Source organism: Pseudaeromonas aegiceratis, from assembly GCF_046254905.1.
Taxonomy (GTDB): Bacteria; Pseudomonadota; Gammaproteobacteria; order Enterobacterales; family Aeromonadaceae; genus Pseudaeromonas; species Pseudaeromonas aegiceratis.
The window spans coordinates 44,989-59,779 of sequence record NZ_CP158016.1; the positions used below are offsets into that span (position 1 = coordinate 44,989).

The 14,791-nt window shown below is 62.4% G+C and carries 14 protein-coding genes; 2 read left to right on the top strand and 12 right to left on the bottom strand.

Going from position 1 to position 14,791, the window contains the following annotated elements; translation table 11 throughout:
* Positions 1 to 96: 96 nt before the first annotated feature.
* The 4 genes from ABHF91_RS00215 to ABHF91_RS00230 form a co-directional block, all read right to left on the bottom strand.
* Positions 97 to 1,497, bottom strand: a complete 1,401-nt coding sequence (locus tag ABHF91_RS00215) for an alpha/beta hydrolase (RefSeq protein WP_409421502.1) — start codon at positions 1,495 to 1,497, stop codon at positions 97 to 99.
* A gap of 85 nt (positions 1,498 to 1,582) precedes the next feature.
* Positions 1,583 to 2,449, bottom strand: a complete 867-nt coding sequence (locus tag ABHF91_RS00220; protein WP_409421503.1) for a helix-turn-helix domain-containing protein — start codon at positions 2,447 to 2,449, stop codon at positions 1,583 to 1,585.
* Positions 2,450 to 2,457: 8 nt separating this feature from the next.
* Complete coding sequence (locus ABHF91_RS00225) at positions 2,458 to 2,931, bottom strand: cupin domain-containing protein (protein ID WP_409421504.1); 474 nt, start codon at positions 2,929 to 2,931, stop codon at positions 2,458 to 2,460.
* A 187-nt stretch (positions 2,932 to 3,118) separates the two neighbouring features.
* The gene (locus tag ABHF91_RS00230) at positions 3,119 to 3,799 is read right to left on the bottom strand and encodes a hypothetical protein (RefSeq protein WP_409421505.1); all 681 of its coding nucleotides are present in this window, start codon (positions 3,797 to 3,799) and stop codon (positions 3,119 to 3,121) included.
* Between the two features lie 178 nt (positions 3,800 to 3,977).
* Between ABHF91_RS00230 and ABHF91_RS00235 the strand changes: the two genes are divergently transcribed.
* Entirely contained in the window at positions 3,978 to 4,517 is a 540-nt protein-coding gene (locus ABHF91_RS00235) for a hypothetical protein (RefSeq protein WP_409421506.1), read from the top strand.
* Between the two features lie 130 nt (positions 4,518 to 4,647).
* Here the strand turns inward: ABHF91_RS00235 and ABHF91_RS00240 are convergent, their stop codons facing one another.
* The 6 genes from ABHF91_RS00240 to ABHF91_RS00265 form a co-directional block, all read right to left on the bottom strand.
* Complete coding sequence (locus tag ABHF91_RS00240; RefSeq protein ID WP_409421507.1) at positions 4,648 to 4,998, bottom strand: hypothetical protein; 351 nt, start codon at positions 4,996 to 4,998, stop codon at positions 4,648 to 4,650.
* 83 nt (positions 4,999 to 5,081) lie between these two features.
* Complete coding sequence (locus ABHF91_RS00245) at positions 5,082 to 6,404, bottom strand: hypothetical protein (RefSeq protein WP_409421508.1); 1,323 nt, start codon at positions 6,402 to 6,404, stop codon at positions 5,082 to 5,084.
* Between the two features lie 77 nt (positions 6,405 to 6,481).
* Positions 6,482 to 7,147, bottom strand: coding sequence for a hypothetical protein (locus tag ABHF91_RS00250; RefSeq protein WP_409421509.1), 666 nt, complete (start codon positions 7,145 to 7,147; stop codon positions 6,482 to 6,484).
* Positions 7,148 to 8,324: 1,177 nt separating this feature from the next.
* A complete protein-coding gene (locus ABHF91_RS00255) occupies positions 8,325 to 9,017 on the bottom strand; it encodes a dienelactone hydrolase family protein (protein WP_409421510.1) in 693 nt (230 codons plus the stop codon).
* 22 nt (positions 9,018 to 9,039) lie between these two features.
* Positions 9,040 to 9,792, bottom strand: a complete 753-nt coding sequence (locus ABHF91_RS00260) for a nitroreductase family protein (protein WP_409421511.1) — start codon at positions 9,790 to 9,792, stop codon at positions 9,040 to 9,042.
* A gap of 581 nt (positions 9,793 to 10,373) precedes the next feature.
* Positions 10,374 to 11,576, bottom strand: coding sequence for an MFS transporter (locus ABHF91_RS00265; RefSeq protein ID WP_409421512.1), 1,203 nt, complete (start codon positions 11,574 to 11,576; stop codon positions 10,374 to 10,376).
* A gap of 99 nt (positions 11,577 to 11,675) precedes the next feature.
* On the opposite strand from ABHF91_RS00265, the gene ABHF91_RS00270 reads away from it, so the two are divergent.
* Complete coding sequence (locus tag ABHF91_RS00270) at positions 11,676 to 12,443, top strand: AraC family transcriptional regulator (protein ID WP_409421513.1); 768 nt, start codon at positions 11,676 to 11,678, stop codon at positions 12,441 to 12,443.
* A gap of 23 nt (positions 12,444 to 12,466) precedes the next feature.
* Here the strand turns inward: ABHF91_RS00270 and ABHF91_RS00275 are convergent, their stop codons facing one another.
* Positions 12,467 to 12,805 (bottom strand): nuclear transport factor 2 family protein, encoded by a 339-nt coding sequence (locus tag ABHF91_RS00275; RefSeq protein WP_409421514.1) that lies wholly within the window; start codon positions 12,803 to 12,805, stop codon positions 12,467 to 12,469.
* Between the two features lie 584 nt (positions 12,806 to 13,389).
* Complete coding sequence (locus ABHF91_RS00280) at positions 13,390 to 14,709, bottom strand: 6-phospho-alpha-glucosidase (protein WP_409421515.1); 1,320 nt, start codon at positions 14,707 to 14,709, stop codon at positions 13,390 to 13,392.
* Positions 14,710 to 14,791 lie beyond the last annotated feature (82 nt).

Below are 14,791 nucleotides of genomic sequence, written 5' to 3' on the forward strand. Positions count from 1 at the left end.
TGTAGAGGGCGGCAGGGGCCCGAGCCGTGCGCTAGGTCAGTTTGGGCTCACTTGGCTTGGAGGGCTGCCGGGCGGTGGGCCGCCCGGCGTGAGGGGCTAGGTGCGTGGCGTGATGGCGCGGGCCAGCTCAGGCATGAGTTCCGGCAGGATGGATTGCCAGTAGTGCCAGGTGTGGCCACCCTCGGCATACTGGATGGCGGGCGTGAGGCCGGCCTGGCGCAGCTGTTGCACCAACTGCTGGTTGCTGGCCAGGCTGGTGTGATCCTGCTGGCCGCAGTAGAGGCGCAGGGGAGGCATGGCCTGCAGGCCGGCCGCCGTCCATTGATCCTGCGGGCCATAGGCAAAGTAGCCGGAGAGGGCCACCCCGGCGGCAAACAGCTGCGGGTACTGGTAGGCCAGGTGGACGACGCCGTAGCCCCCCATGGAGACCCCCAGCAGCGCCCGCTGGGCCGGTTGCTCGCTCAGCCCCCACCGCGTTGCCTGGGGCAGTAGCTCCCGGATCAGAAAGCGCTCGACCGGCCCCTGATAGAAACTCTTGCCGCCATCCACCATCACCAGGGCCATGGGCGGCATCTTCCCCTCGGCGATCAGGTTGTCCAGCAGGGCGGGCAGCTGGCCGTCGTCCACCCACTGATGGCGATCCATGCCATAGCCATGCAGCGCCAGGGCCCAGGGCAGGGGCGTGCTGGCGGGTACCCCGGCCGGCCGGTAGATCAGCACCTGGCGCGGCCCCAGCTCGCTACTCGCCAGTGATAGCTCCTGCAGGCGGCCCCGCTGGGCGGGATTGGCCCTGGGCAGGTAGTTGGCATCCGGCTCGCCCAGCTGGATCAGGGAGTTGTAGCCGCCCTGGCCATCGGCCTGGCGTTGCGGGTTGGCCACATCGGTGAGCCAGCGACCGTCCTGCACCAGCTTGTAGGCCCAGCGGCCGGGGCCCAGATGCACCGTCAGACGCCAGTCGCCATCGGCCTGCCGGGTCATCGGCAGACTGTCGGCCTGCCAGTCGTTCATCTCGCCGGCCAGGTAGACGGCCTGGGCCTGGGGGGCATGCCAGACAAAAGTGACGGCCTGGGTGCCGGGGCGAGGTGTCAGGCAAGGTTCCGCCGGCGGCTGGGCCACCTCGGCACCGGCGCGGGTCAGGGTCACGCTGCCTTGTTGGTTGGGGCTTTGATAGGTGAGCCGCATGCTGTCGTCCTCCGGTTGGTAGGTGAGGGCCATGCTGCCGCCGTCCGGGTCGCCCTCTATGGTCCAGAACAGGCTCAGGGGCTCGGTCTGGCGCACCTGGGCGATGGCATCAAATTGCAGCTCGGGCTGCTGCCATTGGGCATCGAGCTTGCGCCAGTAGTGCACCTGCATCTGGCCGTTCTCTCCTGGGCTCAGGCGCAGGGCATCCCGCAGGCCATCGCCCCAGCGGCCCTGCCAGCGGGTATGGGTGATCTCTGGGTTGGCGGCCACCGCCAGGGAACCCAGCAGCAGGCCAAGACATAGGTAGCGCAGCATGATCTCAACTCCTTTGGATAGACGCTGCGCAGACCATATCCCGGACCGTCCTGCGCCGGCTTGATAATCCGCGCCAAGTCGCCGCTCACCAGAGTTGGTAGCCTGGGCTGGGGGTGGTGCGCACCGGCAGCGTCAGCCCCAGGGCGGGTTGGCGCTCGTCGGGCAGGTGCAGCTCGACGGGGGCATCGGCAAAGTGCCAGCCGCTATGAAAGATCCACTGGGCGAAGCAGTGGTAGAAGAACACCGGCAGCAGTTGCTCGTAGCCCAGGGTCCAGAAGCTGGCCCGGTAACCCGCCGGCAGCGTCAGGGCATCCAGCCCCGCCGGCGGCGCCCCCCGACCGGCCTCGATGGCCAGCAACAGCCGGTAGTAGCGGCACTGCTGGGGTGCGGTTTTGAAGTAGAAGAGCCGTGGCCGGATGGCGCGGCCAAACAGGCTCTGCAGATCCGCCTGCAGCTGGGCCACCTGGGCCAGCAAGGCCGGCCCGGCCATCTGGTCGCCGGTCAGGATGCGGCCCAGTCCCCACAGGGGGCGGGCCGGCTGGTGGACAATCTGGGGCGGACGCTGGCGCTGGCGGCCCAGCTCTCCCAGCATGGCTTCACCCAGCACGGGGCGGTAGTAGAAGTGCTGCTGGCTGCCCTGCTGGCGATACTCGCTGGGGGTCATGAAGAAGTGGCGCGCAAAGGCGCGGGTGAAGGCCTCGTGGCTGCCAAACTGACAGTCCAGCGCCAAGGAGAGGATATCGTCGTGCCCCGCCACCAGGCGCTGCGCCGCCAGGGTCAGCCGCCGCCCGCGCAGGAAGCTGGCCAGGCTCTCTCCCACCGCAGCGGCAAAGTGGCGCTGCAAGGAGCGCAACGACATGGCTGCCGCATCCGCCACCTCCTCCAGCGCAAAGGGATCACCCAGGTGCGCCTCCATAAAGGCCCCGGCGCGCAGCAGACGTTCTGGGTGCAATGGCCTGCTCAATAGGGCCTGCCATCTTTATGCCGCACGACCCAGGCGCCATCGTCTCCCTGGGTCAGGGTCAGATCGTCATCGGGATAGACCACCGCATCCCCCGGGGTGCGGTCGCCGACCTCCAGATAGGTCACCTCCGCCGCCGACTGGTTGACGAGCTGGTGCCCCACGCCGCCGTTGGCCGCAAAGCCCATGCAATCGCCGGCGGTCATCTCGAAGCGCTGCTCACCGTAGATCAGGGTGGCGGTGCCGCAGAGGATGTAAATAAATTCATCCTGCTTGGCGTGATGGTGCTTGAGGGCCGAGATGGCCCCGGGCGCCAGTGTGGTCAGGTTGACGCCGAAGTGGCTGAGGCCGAAGTGATCCCCCAGCTTGCGTTTGCTGCGGTGCTGGACCAGGGCGGCGAAAGGTGCAGGGTAGAGGGACTTGGCGGTATGAACCGGGATCTGGCTGGCGTCGATGGGGGGCTTGTGGGACATGGTGCTGGCTTCTCCCTGGGGTGACTTGGCCTTGCTCTGATGCAATGGGCGATTACGCTGCGCTAATCGCCCCTACGGCTCTGGTCTGGTTAACTGGGCGATTACGCTGGGCTAATGGCCCCAAGGGCCTGGGCTGTCTGGTGATGGTGCGGCGTGCCGCACCGGCTGGCCATGGCTCGGCGCAGGCTCAGCTCAGGCGGCGCAGTATGCTTTCGCGCTGGCGCAAGAAGGGCGCCTCCAGCGGCTTGGGCTCGCCGGGCTTGTTGATATGGCCCACCTCGCCGCTACTGAGGTAGGCAGCCATGCCCTCCCGGTTGAGCCAGTAGAAGATCCCCCAGTTGGCAAAATTCCACTCCTCGCTGTAGGGGTGGGCCTCGTAGTCGATGTAGTGCAGCCCCCGCTCGTTCAGCACGAAGTTGGTGGGGAAGAAGTCCACATGGTAGCCCGCCGCCTGTAGCCGGCCTGCCATCTGCAGCATGGCGCCAAAGTGGCGATCGTCGAGCCCTTCGCGCTGCTGGATCTCGACGATAAGCTCGCCGGCGATGTACTCCTTGGCCAGGGCGTAGTGCGCCTGGCTATAGGCCAGCAGGTGCGGGTGGGGGATGCCACTCTCCATCAGGCGCAGGTAGCTGCACAGCTCAAAATCGAGGATCTGATCGAAGGGCACCGTCTCGTAGCCGGTCTGGCAGTAGCGCTTGAGCACCAGCTCCCGGGGCAGGCTGGGATGGTCAGCCTGGCGCTGATAGAGCCAGGAGATGGCCGACTTGCCGCGCCCCAGCTCGCGGACGGCCTGATAGGGGACACCCTCCAGCCGCAGCTGTTGATCGTCCAGCTCCAGTTGGCCGAGGGGGTGGGGGATGGGCCGCATAACGCCTCCGTTTGTCACGCCTGGTGCCACTGTGCCGCCAACCCGGCCTGCCCGCTTCCCGCCGGCGGGTGGAAATGACGGTAGTAGGCCGGCGCAATACCCCCGGCCCTAAAACATGCATGCCAACTATACTTTTGTGGCTAAACGCTGCTTGGTTTAACAGACCAGAGGTATGCCAATGAAAACCACCCTTCGTTATCTAGCCACCTTCCTTATCTCTTTCAGTGGGTTATTCAACGCTTACGCCCAAGACGACGCCAAAGCCCTGCTCGCCGATGCGTTAAGCGCCGCGCCGCCGACCTTGAAAGACAAGGTCACCGTGCTGGATTGGAACAAAAACGTGCTGCAACAAGGCACCAGTCACTACACCTGCTTCCCCACCCCGCCACAGCTACAAGGCAAGGCCCCCATGTGCATGGACGGCCCCTGGATGGCCTGGGCCGACGCCTGGATGAACAAGCAACCCTTCCAGGCCAGCGCCCTGGGGATCTCCTACATGCTGGCCGGCGATGAAGGCGCCAGCAATATCGACCCTTACGCCGAAGGCCCCACGGCAGACAACCAGTGGATTAAGGAAGGCCCCCACCTGATGATCATCACACCGGACCAGGCCCTGCTGGACTCCCTGCCGACGGATCCCCAGAACGGCGGCCCCTATGTGATGTGGAAGGGCACCCCCTACGCCCACATCATGATCCCGGTGGGCGAGCGTAAATAAGCCCGGCGCGGGATGACCTTGCCGTATAACCAACGCCCAGGCAGCCATGCCGCCTGGGCGTTAATTTGATGAGAGGGGTGTGCAGGCGAGCCTGCAGGGCAAGGACTGTTCCGTGGAACGCCTTTATACGTCACATTGTCGGTGCTCGGCCTTCTTTAGCCCACTTGTCGAGCAAGGCGTCATACCGATCAGCCTGCTTTTCCCACCGTCTCAGTAGCTCATCTATTCGATCAGCTTGTGCGGCACTACGCTTCAGTTGTTTTTCAGTGTTGGTTTGAAGTTCGGCTGTCGCTTTTAGCTGAGCTTCGGTTTCAACGAGATTGGCAGCTCCAGCTTTTAGCTGTCGCTCTGTCTCTCGCATCTGCGCCTCATAACGTTGAAGTTGCTGCTCTTGGTATGAGATCGAGGGGGCTTCATTGGCTGTCGCTGAGACAGTTGCAGTTGGGATGACCAATAACAGGAGAGCGGATCGTAGATTCAAGGGATTCTCCTTGGTGACTTATAATGCCGCGCTCTGCGGAAATTTTGAAGCGCAGCGGAAAATTGTCCGACAGCAGCGCTTTGTTAAATGTTTGATATCATGAACTTGAGATCAAATCCATTAAACTTATGATTCGGCCAGTATTCTACAATCAAGGCGATGGCTTTACCATCTACTTTTTCACAATACGGATTACAACATGAAATAGCATTTTTCATTTCTTTGGATAAAGATAGACCTAAGCTGGACAGGCTCAAAACCTCCGCCGTTGATTCTAACTTCTGACATGCCTGATAAGTTCTGGCAGCATCATTCACGTTAACTTTAAGCTTCAAAACCTTTGCGACCTCTCTAGACCCTTCAACATAATAAGAAATATTATCTGGGATAATGCCATCACTAAAGTCTTCCATTGGAGATGTAGCAAACCACTCTTCTTCGAAGAGGTTATTGTAGAACCCAGTACTCAGTCCTTCACATGCAAGAAATTCCTTTGCCTGATAGGGACTCCACCCCAAGTCAATTGGCACATCTATAGGATTTGATTCCGCTCTCCTTACCTTGAAAATGTGCCGAAAAGACTCTACTAAATCAGAGTGTGATTTAACCCTTATTCTGTCAACATGGTATGACCAGCGATCAAGTAGGCTCAATTGGAAATTAAATAGAACTAGGGCGTACACTTTTGCCAAATTTAGATGCTGCTTGTTTGCAATAGAAAATTTTAAACGAATAAAAACCTGCTCATACGTCGAATAAACCAATATAAAAAAGACAAATGGCAAATAGAATAGCGAAAGTAATGGCGGAACAAAGAAGTCATACGCATTCTTCTCGTTAGCAAATTCATCGAAGCTCGTCGCCAACATATATAACGTGTACACAATTAAGATAACACCAAATACGGATAGGCAGTGTTCAAGTAGCACTTTGACCTGGTGGTGTTTTTTGTCCATTTCAGCGATGGTTGTCATGACGCTGATTAATGCCAAAATAGGAACTAACAGAGTCTCAATCCAAAGAGGGAAAGTATATATACCAACAACAAATTGAAGGATCGCTAATAATTTTAAATTATCCAGAACTGAATGCTTGAAGAAACTTTTATCTTTCTTTATCGATTCAACCTTAAAAAGGGACATAAAACCAACAGATACACACCAAAATATGGTGTTTTTTATCTGCTCGGTATTCCACAAGTCCATTTCATACAGGAGGTAAACAACAAACATCATATACGCGACCATCAAGCCGAGCACTGACATAATCTGCCTTACAAAGAAAGCCGATAATAAGTGTCTAAATGACCTTCTGACTTCAACCATCTTGGGAGACAAAAGCACATAAAGAGAAATTGTTAACAGCCAAAACCCTATCGCAATCTCTCGATTGTTAAAAATATCCACACGACTCCTTTTTAATTTAAAGTAGAAGTTAGGGGCGACCGGAGCGCAGCTTGTGGGTGTCCCTCTCGACTGCCGGGTTAGGTTTCACTCTTTCCTACCCGCTCGTGAAGGCCCTTTTCAGAGAATTGAGTTGATGATCTTCCCTGGGAATAAAGAAGCCACAAGGAGCCAACCGTAAGAACAAGAATGGCAAGCTTGTATATATCTAGGGGTAGAGAGCACGATACCGGAAGAATGGATTTCGTAAAAAGAAGAAGCCAAACGGTTGCTACAAAGACGCTCAGAATCTGATTGAGTTTGCTGACGGAGAACTGTGCAGGTGAGGTAAGAGGGTTTGTTGCACAGTTGTCTTCCGTAACCGCAACCACTTTGTACAGTGGCCCAAGAGTAATGTCTTCGAGCAAATCCACATGCCTTTCCCAGTTGCTTTGCCAGAACTTGCTGCCGCGGTTAACAAGATACCAAGTGAAAGAGAACACAAGGCCGAGAGAGGAGAAGAGCAACGAGAGCCATGGTTCGTGATCCGCTGCCGTTTTGTAGGTCAGTCCGTACCCGGCAAATGCGGCTGCAATAAATGCCCAGAAGTAGGTTGCCCTTTTCCAGTAAAGCTCAATCTCAAATTTGCGAATGTCTAGTGCATACGCCAACGCCCGACCTGCACGTGTTTCTGATTCTTTCAGATTGTCCTTCGACTGCTGAACGGTAGGTTCGGAGAATCGCGCTTTGTATTGCCCAGTGTTCACAAGTGCTCCTTCGGATACGGATGCGAAAAACTTAACAGTTTATTAACCGGCATTTTGCCACCTATCCCGCAGCGGGACCTGATTGAGTTCTTTCTGGCGAGTCGTACCCTGCGCTTATTCGGCTCGCCCAGGCTACCGCCCCTGGGTCTTCAGCCCCCAACCTGCTGCCGGTGTCCCTACCTATTTTGAGTCCTATCCTAACCGTCCTTTGCATACTTTGACATTCGCGTAGGTCACATTTGGGCATCTGTCAAACAGACTGTTTGGACTGGGTCAGTCCGTTCCGCCTTTGCCATCTCGGTGTCTTGTTCGACACCCGCTTGGCGGGGTGGGCAAAGGGGTGCTGGCCCACCCCTTTGCAATCCCGGGCATCGCGCCCCGCGACCGGGACAGCTCCTCGCTCCCAAGTCTGCTTTTCATGACCGGTATCGACGGGCCGTCCTGGCCCGACGATACCTCTCGCCGCCTCCCTGCGGCTCGTGCATTCCAATCAGCCTTCCGCTCGGCCCGGTCGAGGGGCGCCACAATTGGTGGTAGTCGTCGCTTTGGGCGTTCGTCATCTGGCGCAACACGCTTTGCTATTGCGCCCTACGGGGAATGAGTAATCCGATAACTGGGTGGCGTCTCAGGGGGCTGGCTAACGGGATACGTCTCCCCTCTGTCTGGCCGAGGAGGAAGCGGCGGGCGGGAAGGCGAGGCTGGGATGTCGAGCCTGTTATCGTCATGTCGGGGCCAAAGCGGAACAGGACGGGATTGAGTATCCCGGCCCGGTTTGGCGCGAGGGCAGGGATAGCCCGAGTGGGGTGCGAAGCCAGGGTTGGCGCAGCGAATGTCGATAACGATCCCCAAGCCCGGCGTGAACGACGAGGGAAGCCGCAGGCCCGGACAGCGGGGAATGCCCGGGGTTAAGGGGCGGTGGCATGACCGCCCCTTGGCGCCCCCGCGCCAGCGGAGTAAAGAAAGGCTCGATGCGCGATCAGGGCGCAACGGGCAAAGATGTTCTGGCCCGCCCCGCCAAGCGGCAGCTTGGAAAGGCTGGCTGCTGGGCAGGCGGAACGGCCCCTCAAGAGGGGATCCGTCGCTAAGTGCAGTGGACGCCGGCGCATGGCGTGCCCCAGCGGGGCAACGCTCACCTGAGCGCCCCAAAAACCAAGGGGCTTCCGCCCCCTCTCACCCCTTACTTGAAGACCTCCGCCAAAAACGCGGTAAACCGCTGCCAGGCTTGCTCTGCCGCTCGTGGGTGGTAGCGCTCCGTGCCCTCCTGGGTGAAGCCGTGGGGGGCGCCGCCGTAGCTGATCAGTTCATGGGGCACCCCGGCCTGCTCCAGCGCCACGCCCAGGGCGGCGAACTGTTCCAGGCTTACCAGCGTATCGGCGCTGCCGTGGCAGATCAGCACGGGGGCGCGGGTGAGCTGGTAGTCCTGGCCGTCGGGCAGGTTGAGGTTGCCATGAAAGCTGACGTAGCCCAGGGCGGGCTGGCCGGCCCGGGCGGCCTCCAGCACGGCGGCCCCGCCGAAGCAGTAACCCGCCAGCACCAGCCGTTGGGTCTGGCAGCCCAGGGCCTGCAGGGCGCTGACCGCCCCGGCCATCCGCGCCCGCAGCTGGGCCCGGTCGGCATACAGGGCACTGATCTGGGCCTGGCGGCCGGCGTTGTCGGTGGGGCGTATGCCCTTGCCGAACAGATCCACCGCCAGCACGGCGTAGCCCAGGGCTGCCACTTTGCGCGCCTGGTTGATCTCGGCCTGGGTCACACCGCCCCAGGCGTGGGCCAGCAGCACCAGGGGGGCCTCGGCCCCCGGGCTGATGAAGTGACCCTGGTAGGGCAGCCCGTCTATCGGGTAATCCAGCGCATCGTCATAGGGAAACTGCATGGGTCACTCCTCGGCCTGCGGCCTACTGATCTTTGAAATGGAAGCCCTGCCCGGCAAAGGCGGCGGCGATATGGGGGAAGTAGATCTGCTTGTAGTACATGGCGCAGGAGGCGGCGTAGGAGGGCATCTGGGTCAGGCCCTGGGCATCCCACCACTGGCGCAGCTGGTCTTCGTACTGGCTGACGCCCTGCTGCACGGCAGCCAGGTCATAGCGCTCGGCCATGGCGAAGCTGGCCAACGGTACCCGCGGCTTGGGCTGGCCCGCCTGCTCGGGATCCGCCACCCCCAGGGTGGTGCCCACCAGGGGAAAGGTGTGGGCCGGCAGTCCCAGCAGATCGATCATGGCCTGGGGATCCCGGCGGATGCCGCCGATGGCGGTGCTGCCGTAGCCCAGGGCGGCGGCGGCAGTCTGCAGTGCCTGCAGCATGATGCCCGCATCCACGGCCCCCACCATGATGCCCTCGGCGGAGTCCTGGATCACCGACTCGGCGCCGGCCAGACGGGCGGCGGCCATGGGGCGCTGGAAGTCCACAACCACGGTAATAAATACCTCGGCGGCGGCAACCTGGGGCTGACCTCCGGCAATCTCGGCGATCCTGGCGATGGTGGCCTTGTCCCGGGTCACCACCAGGGAGATCTGCTGGCCGTTCACCGAGGTGGGAGCCTGCTGGGCGGCGGCCAGTATGGTGTGCAGGTGGGCGTCGCTCACCGGCGCGCCGGTGAAGTGGCGCACGGAATGGCGTTGATTGAGCAGATCCAGAGTGGTGCTGGTCATCTTGTTCTCCTTGTCCGGGCCGGCTGGCCCATCTCTAACAGATGAGGGTGGGTGATGGGTCATTCAAGCCCAAGGTTTACCGCGGTATCGTTAAAAGAGACAGGCCAATCGCGATGTTTCATTTAACGCTCAACGGGTTGATTGATAAACGCCGCTCGCTGCCCGGTAAACCTTGGGCTTCGCCCAACCTACTTGGCAGGCTTGGCGTCGACTACCACGGCTGTGGGCGACCCTCGACAGGGCGGGCCGTCGGGAGGCGTGCAGGGGATAGGCCGCAGGGAAGCGGCCTAAGTCATCGCCGGTCCAGGGGCCAAAGCGGAACAGGACGGGATTGAGTATCCCGGCCCGGTTTGGCGCGAGGGCAGGGATAGCCCGAGCGGAATGCGAAGCCAAGGAAGGCGAAGCCGGCATGAGCCCCCTTTGCGCGCCCCCGCCAAGCGGGAAGCTTGAAAGGCTCGGCGCCGATAAGGGCGCAACGGGCAAAGTAGTTCTGGATCAATCAAATCAACGGCGTTGAACCAGTCAAAAGCAACCCCACCCCAACCCTCCCCTTGGCAGGGGAGGGAGTCAAAGCGGCTCGATTAGCGCTGGCGCGGCGCGTGCAGGTTCGGCAGCAATACCGTAATCACCCCCATCAGCGGCAGGTAGGCACACAAGCGGTAGACATACTCGATGCCGTGGCTGTCGGCCAGGTGCCCCAGCACGGCGGCGCCCACCCCGGCGATGCCGAAGGCAAAGCCGAAGAACAGGCCGGCGATGGTGCCCACCCGACCCGGCAGCAGCTCCTGGGCGTAGACTATGATGGCCGAGAAGGCCGACGCCAGGATGAAGCCGATGACGAACGACAGCGCCGTGGTGGCGGTCAATCCCACGTGAGGCAGCAGCAGGGTGAAGGGGGCCACCCCCAGGATGGAGAACCAGATCACCTGCTTGCGGCCGATGCGGTCGCCGATGGGCCCGCCCAGCACTGTGCCGGCGGCCACGGCGAACAGGAAGATGAACAGGTGATATTGGGCGTCCTGCATCCCCAGACCGAAGTGATCCATCAGGTAGAAGGTGTAGTAGTTGGTCAGGCTCGCCAGGTAGAAGTACTTGGAGGTGATGAGCAGCAGCAGCACGCCGATGGTGACGGCGATGCGGCGGCGGGAGAGGGCCGGGCCCTGGGGCTTGGTGCGGCCCGCCTGCCGGCGCTGTTGCAGGCTGTACCACTGACCCACCTTGAGCAGCACCGCCATGGCCAGCAGGGCCAGCACGGCGAACCAGGCCAGGCTGCCCTGACCGTGGGGGATGATGATGAGGGCCGCCAGCAGGGGGCCCAGGGCGGTGCCGCCGTTACCGCCCACCTGGAAGATGGACTGGGCCAGGCCGTGGCGACCGCCGGAGGCCATGCGCGCCACCCGGGAGGACTCGGGGTGGAAGATGGAGGAACCCAACCCCACCACCATGGCCCCCAGCAGCAGCAGGGGGAAGCTGGCGGCGTTGGCCAGCAGCAGCAGGCCGCTCAGGGTGCAGCCCATGCCCAGCACCAGGGAGTAGGGCTGGGGCCGCTTGTCGGTGTAGAAGCCCACCACCGGCTGCAGCAAGGAGGCGGTGATCTGGTAGGCCAGGCTCAGCAGGCCGATCTGGGTGAAGCTGAGATCGTAGTTGCTCTTGAACAGCGGATAGAGGGCGATGATCAGCGACTGCAGCAGATCGTTGAGGAAGTGGGAGACGCTGATGGCGCCGAGCACCTTGTAGCGGGTGTCGCCTTGGGACGCGGCGGTGGCGGCAAGGGTGGATGACATGGATACCTCGGGATAAACAGTGACCAGGCTCATGTTATCAGTGTCGCCGCTGACCTTCGTGCTACCATGTGTCAAGTATCGTCGCGAAAAGGACAACTTATGCTGCCCTCTGGCATAGAGCACCGCCAGGACGCCGGTCTGGCCCCCCTGGTGGCCCGCGCCTTCGACCGAGCGCCGGGCACCGAATCGCCCTGGCACCGGCATCCCACCGCTCAGCTGCTCTACGCGGTGAAGGGGGTCATGCTGGTGGAGAGCGATCAGGGCCACTGGATAGTGCCGCCCACCCGGGCCATCTGGGTGCCCATCGGGGTCTGGCACAGCACCCGCATGCTGGGGGAGGTGCAGATGCGCACCGTCTATATCCGGCCTGAGTTGCTGGCCGGCCTGCCGGAGGAGTGCTGCGTGGTGGGGGTGTCGCCCCTGCTGCGGGAGCTGATCCTGGCGGCCATCAGTCTGCCGCTGGACTACGACGAGACCGGTCGCGATGGCCGCCTGGTGCAGCTGCTGCTGGACGAAATCCAGCGCATGCCCAGCCTGGCCCTCTCCCTGCCCGACGCCAGCTCGCCACCCTTGCAGCGCCTGTGTCAGGCCTTGCGCCAGCAGCCGGATGATCCCCGCCCGCTCAAGGAGTGGGCCCGCCTGCTGGCCATGGACGTGCGCACCCTGCAGCGGCGTTTCGCCGCCGAGACCGGCCTGTCGGTGGGCCAGTGGCGCCGCCAGGCGCGGTTGCGCCAGGCCTGTGAACGGCTGGCCCTCGGCCAGTCGGTGCTGGAGGTGGCCCTGGCCCTGGGCTACGCCAGCCCCAGCGCCTTCAGCGCCATGTTCAAGCGCGAGCTGGGGATCCCGCCCAGCCTCTTCTACCGCTAGCCGCCTCAGCCGCCACGGGCTGCTCAGTCACCGCGACCGACGTAGGCGTGGATCTCAGCTATCTTGCCATCGGCATCGAAGCGCAGCACATCCAGCACATGGAGTTCTTCCCGGCCATCGATCAGGATGCGCAGCTCGCCGGCCACGCCATCGGCGGATTCGAACAGGCTCAGCACCTCGATCTGCAGGCTGGCGACGCGCTCGAAGTTGTGGCGGGTCTCGGCCAGCGCCGCGGCCTTGCCCGCCAAGGAAATCTTCCAGTCCCGCAGCCGTATCTGGTCGGCAAACAGGTCGGCGATGGCGTCCAGATCCCGGGCGGCATACAGCTGTAGATAGCGGCGGAAGGTGTCGGCGTGGCTCATGGCGGCTCCGAGTGGCTATGAGTGACTCACCATACTAGCCGCTGCTGCCAGCGGGCCGAAGGGGGAGCCCACAGCGGTGCTGATCCTGGATATGAGCAATCCGATTTATTGGCGTCATCGCTTGGGTGGCTAACAGGATCCGTCTCCCCTCTGTCTGGCCGAGGAGGAAGCGGCGGGCGGGAGACCAGAGCCGCTTTGGCGACCCTTGGCCGGGCGGGCTGGCGGGAGGCGTGGCGGGGATAGGCCGCAGGGAGGCGGCCTAAGTCATCGCCGGTCCAGGGATGGGCCGTCGATGACGGCCCCGGAACAACGACCAGAAGCCCGGGTTGTCCCGGACGCGGGTCGAAGGCCGGGATTGCAAAGGGGCGGGCCGCCGCCCCTTTGCCCGCCCCGCCAAGTGGCAGGTTGGAAAGGCCGGTTGCCGGGCAGGCGGAACGGCCTTCGCTCATCAGAAACATGGCGCCATCAGGCATGGCTAATGACAAACCGAGTCGGGAACAAGGTCCCCCCCTTGGCCGGGGAGCAAGCCAAGCCGATCCGGCCGGCCGCCACTGCGCCGAGCCCGCCTTAGCGCCGCGACCGCCTCAGCGCAGCGGCGGCCAGTAGTCCCGATTGGCCTCCTGCAGATCATCCAGCAGTGCCTTGGCCACGTCGGCGGAGGGCACGGTGCGGTTGAGGGTCAGGGCCTGCAGGGCCTTGGCGTAGGAGCCTTCCAGCGCCGCCTCCACGGTGAGCTGTTCATAGGCGTTCTGCTGCACCATCAGGGCCCGCTGGAAGTGGGGCAGGGGGCCGACGCCGAAGGCCTCCACACCGTGGGCCGTCACCTGGCCGTGCACCTCGACGATGGCGTCGTCCGGCAGGCCCGCCACCAGGCCGCGGTTGGGCACGTTGACCGTGGTGCGGAACGGCCGGTTGGTGAGGATGGCCCGGGCGTGATCGACGATGAAGTCGCCATGCACCCCGGCGCTGAGGAAGCTGTCGGTGACGCTGCCGGCGTCGATGCAGCGGCGGCACTCGGCAAATACCTCCTTCTCCCGGGTGTCCATCACCCGGTTGGCCCGGGTGTAGTGGGGATCCTCGTGGCCCACCATCTCCTCACCGAACAGGTAGTACTGCAGGTAGGTGTTGGACAGGAACTCGGGGAACAGGCGCATGCTCTTGCGCAGCCGCTCGAAGGTGGGGATCCAGTCGGCGTTGACGTGCTCGTCCTGGAACAGGGTCAGGGGCCGGTCGGAGAGCAGGTGCGCCCGCAGCTTGGGCAGCAGATCCTGACCCTGGGGATCCCAGATATGGCGCCACCAGCCGAAGTGGTTGAGCCCCACGTACTCGAAGGCCAGATCGCCGTGGCGCTGGCCCAGGGTGGCGGCCACCAGCAGCTCGATGACGATGGGCATGTCGCAGATGAACAGGCTTTTGAGCTCGGGGAAGCGCTTATGCCAGGCATCCGCCAGGATGGCGGCGGGGTTGGAGTAGTTGAGGATCCAGGCGTTGGGGGCGTAGCGGCGCACGTCCTCGCCGATGGCCAGCATGTCGGGGATGGAGCGCAGGGCGAAGGCGAAGCCGCCGGGGCCACAGGTCTCCTGGCCCACCACGCCGTGGCGCAGGGGGATCTGCTCGTCCAGCGCCCGCATCGGCAGGCCGCCGGAGCGGATCTGGGCGAACAGGAAGTCCATGCCGGTGAAGGCCATCTTGCGATCCGTGGTCACCAGCAGCTCCACCTCTGGAGCTTTTTCTTTCAGCAGCAGGCGGATGAAGCCGCCCATGGTGGCGACCCGCTGGGCGTCGGTATCCAGCAGTACCAGCTTGCGCAGGGGCAAGACGTCGCTGGCGTTGAGGATGGAATTGACGATGCCGGGGGTGTAGGTGGCGCCGCCGCCGGCGATGGTCAGCTGATAGCGTTGCATAGGGTTCTCCCTCAATGGATGAATTTGTTTGCGACATCCACAGCATGAAGCGCCACATTCGGCTTAACAAATGACCTTTCTA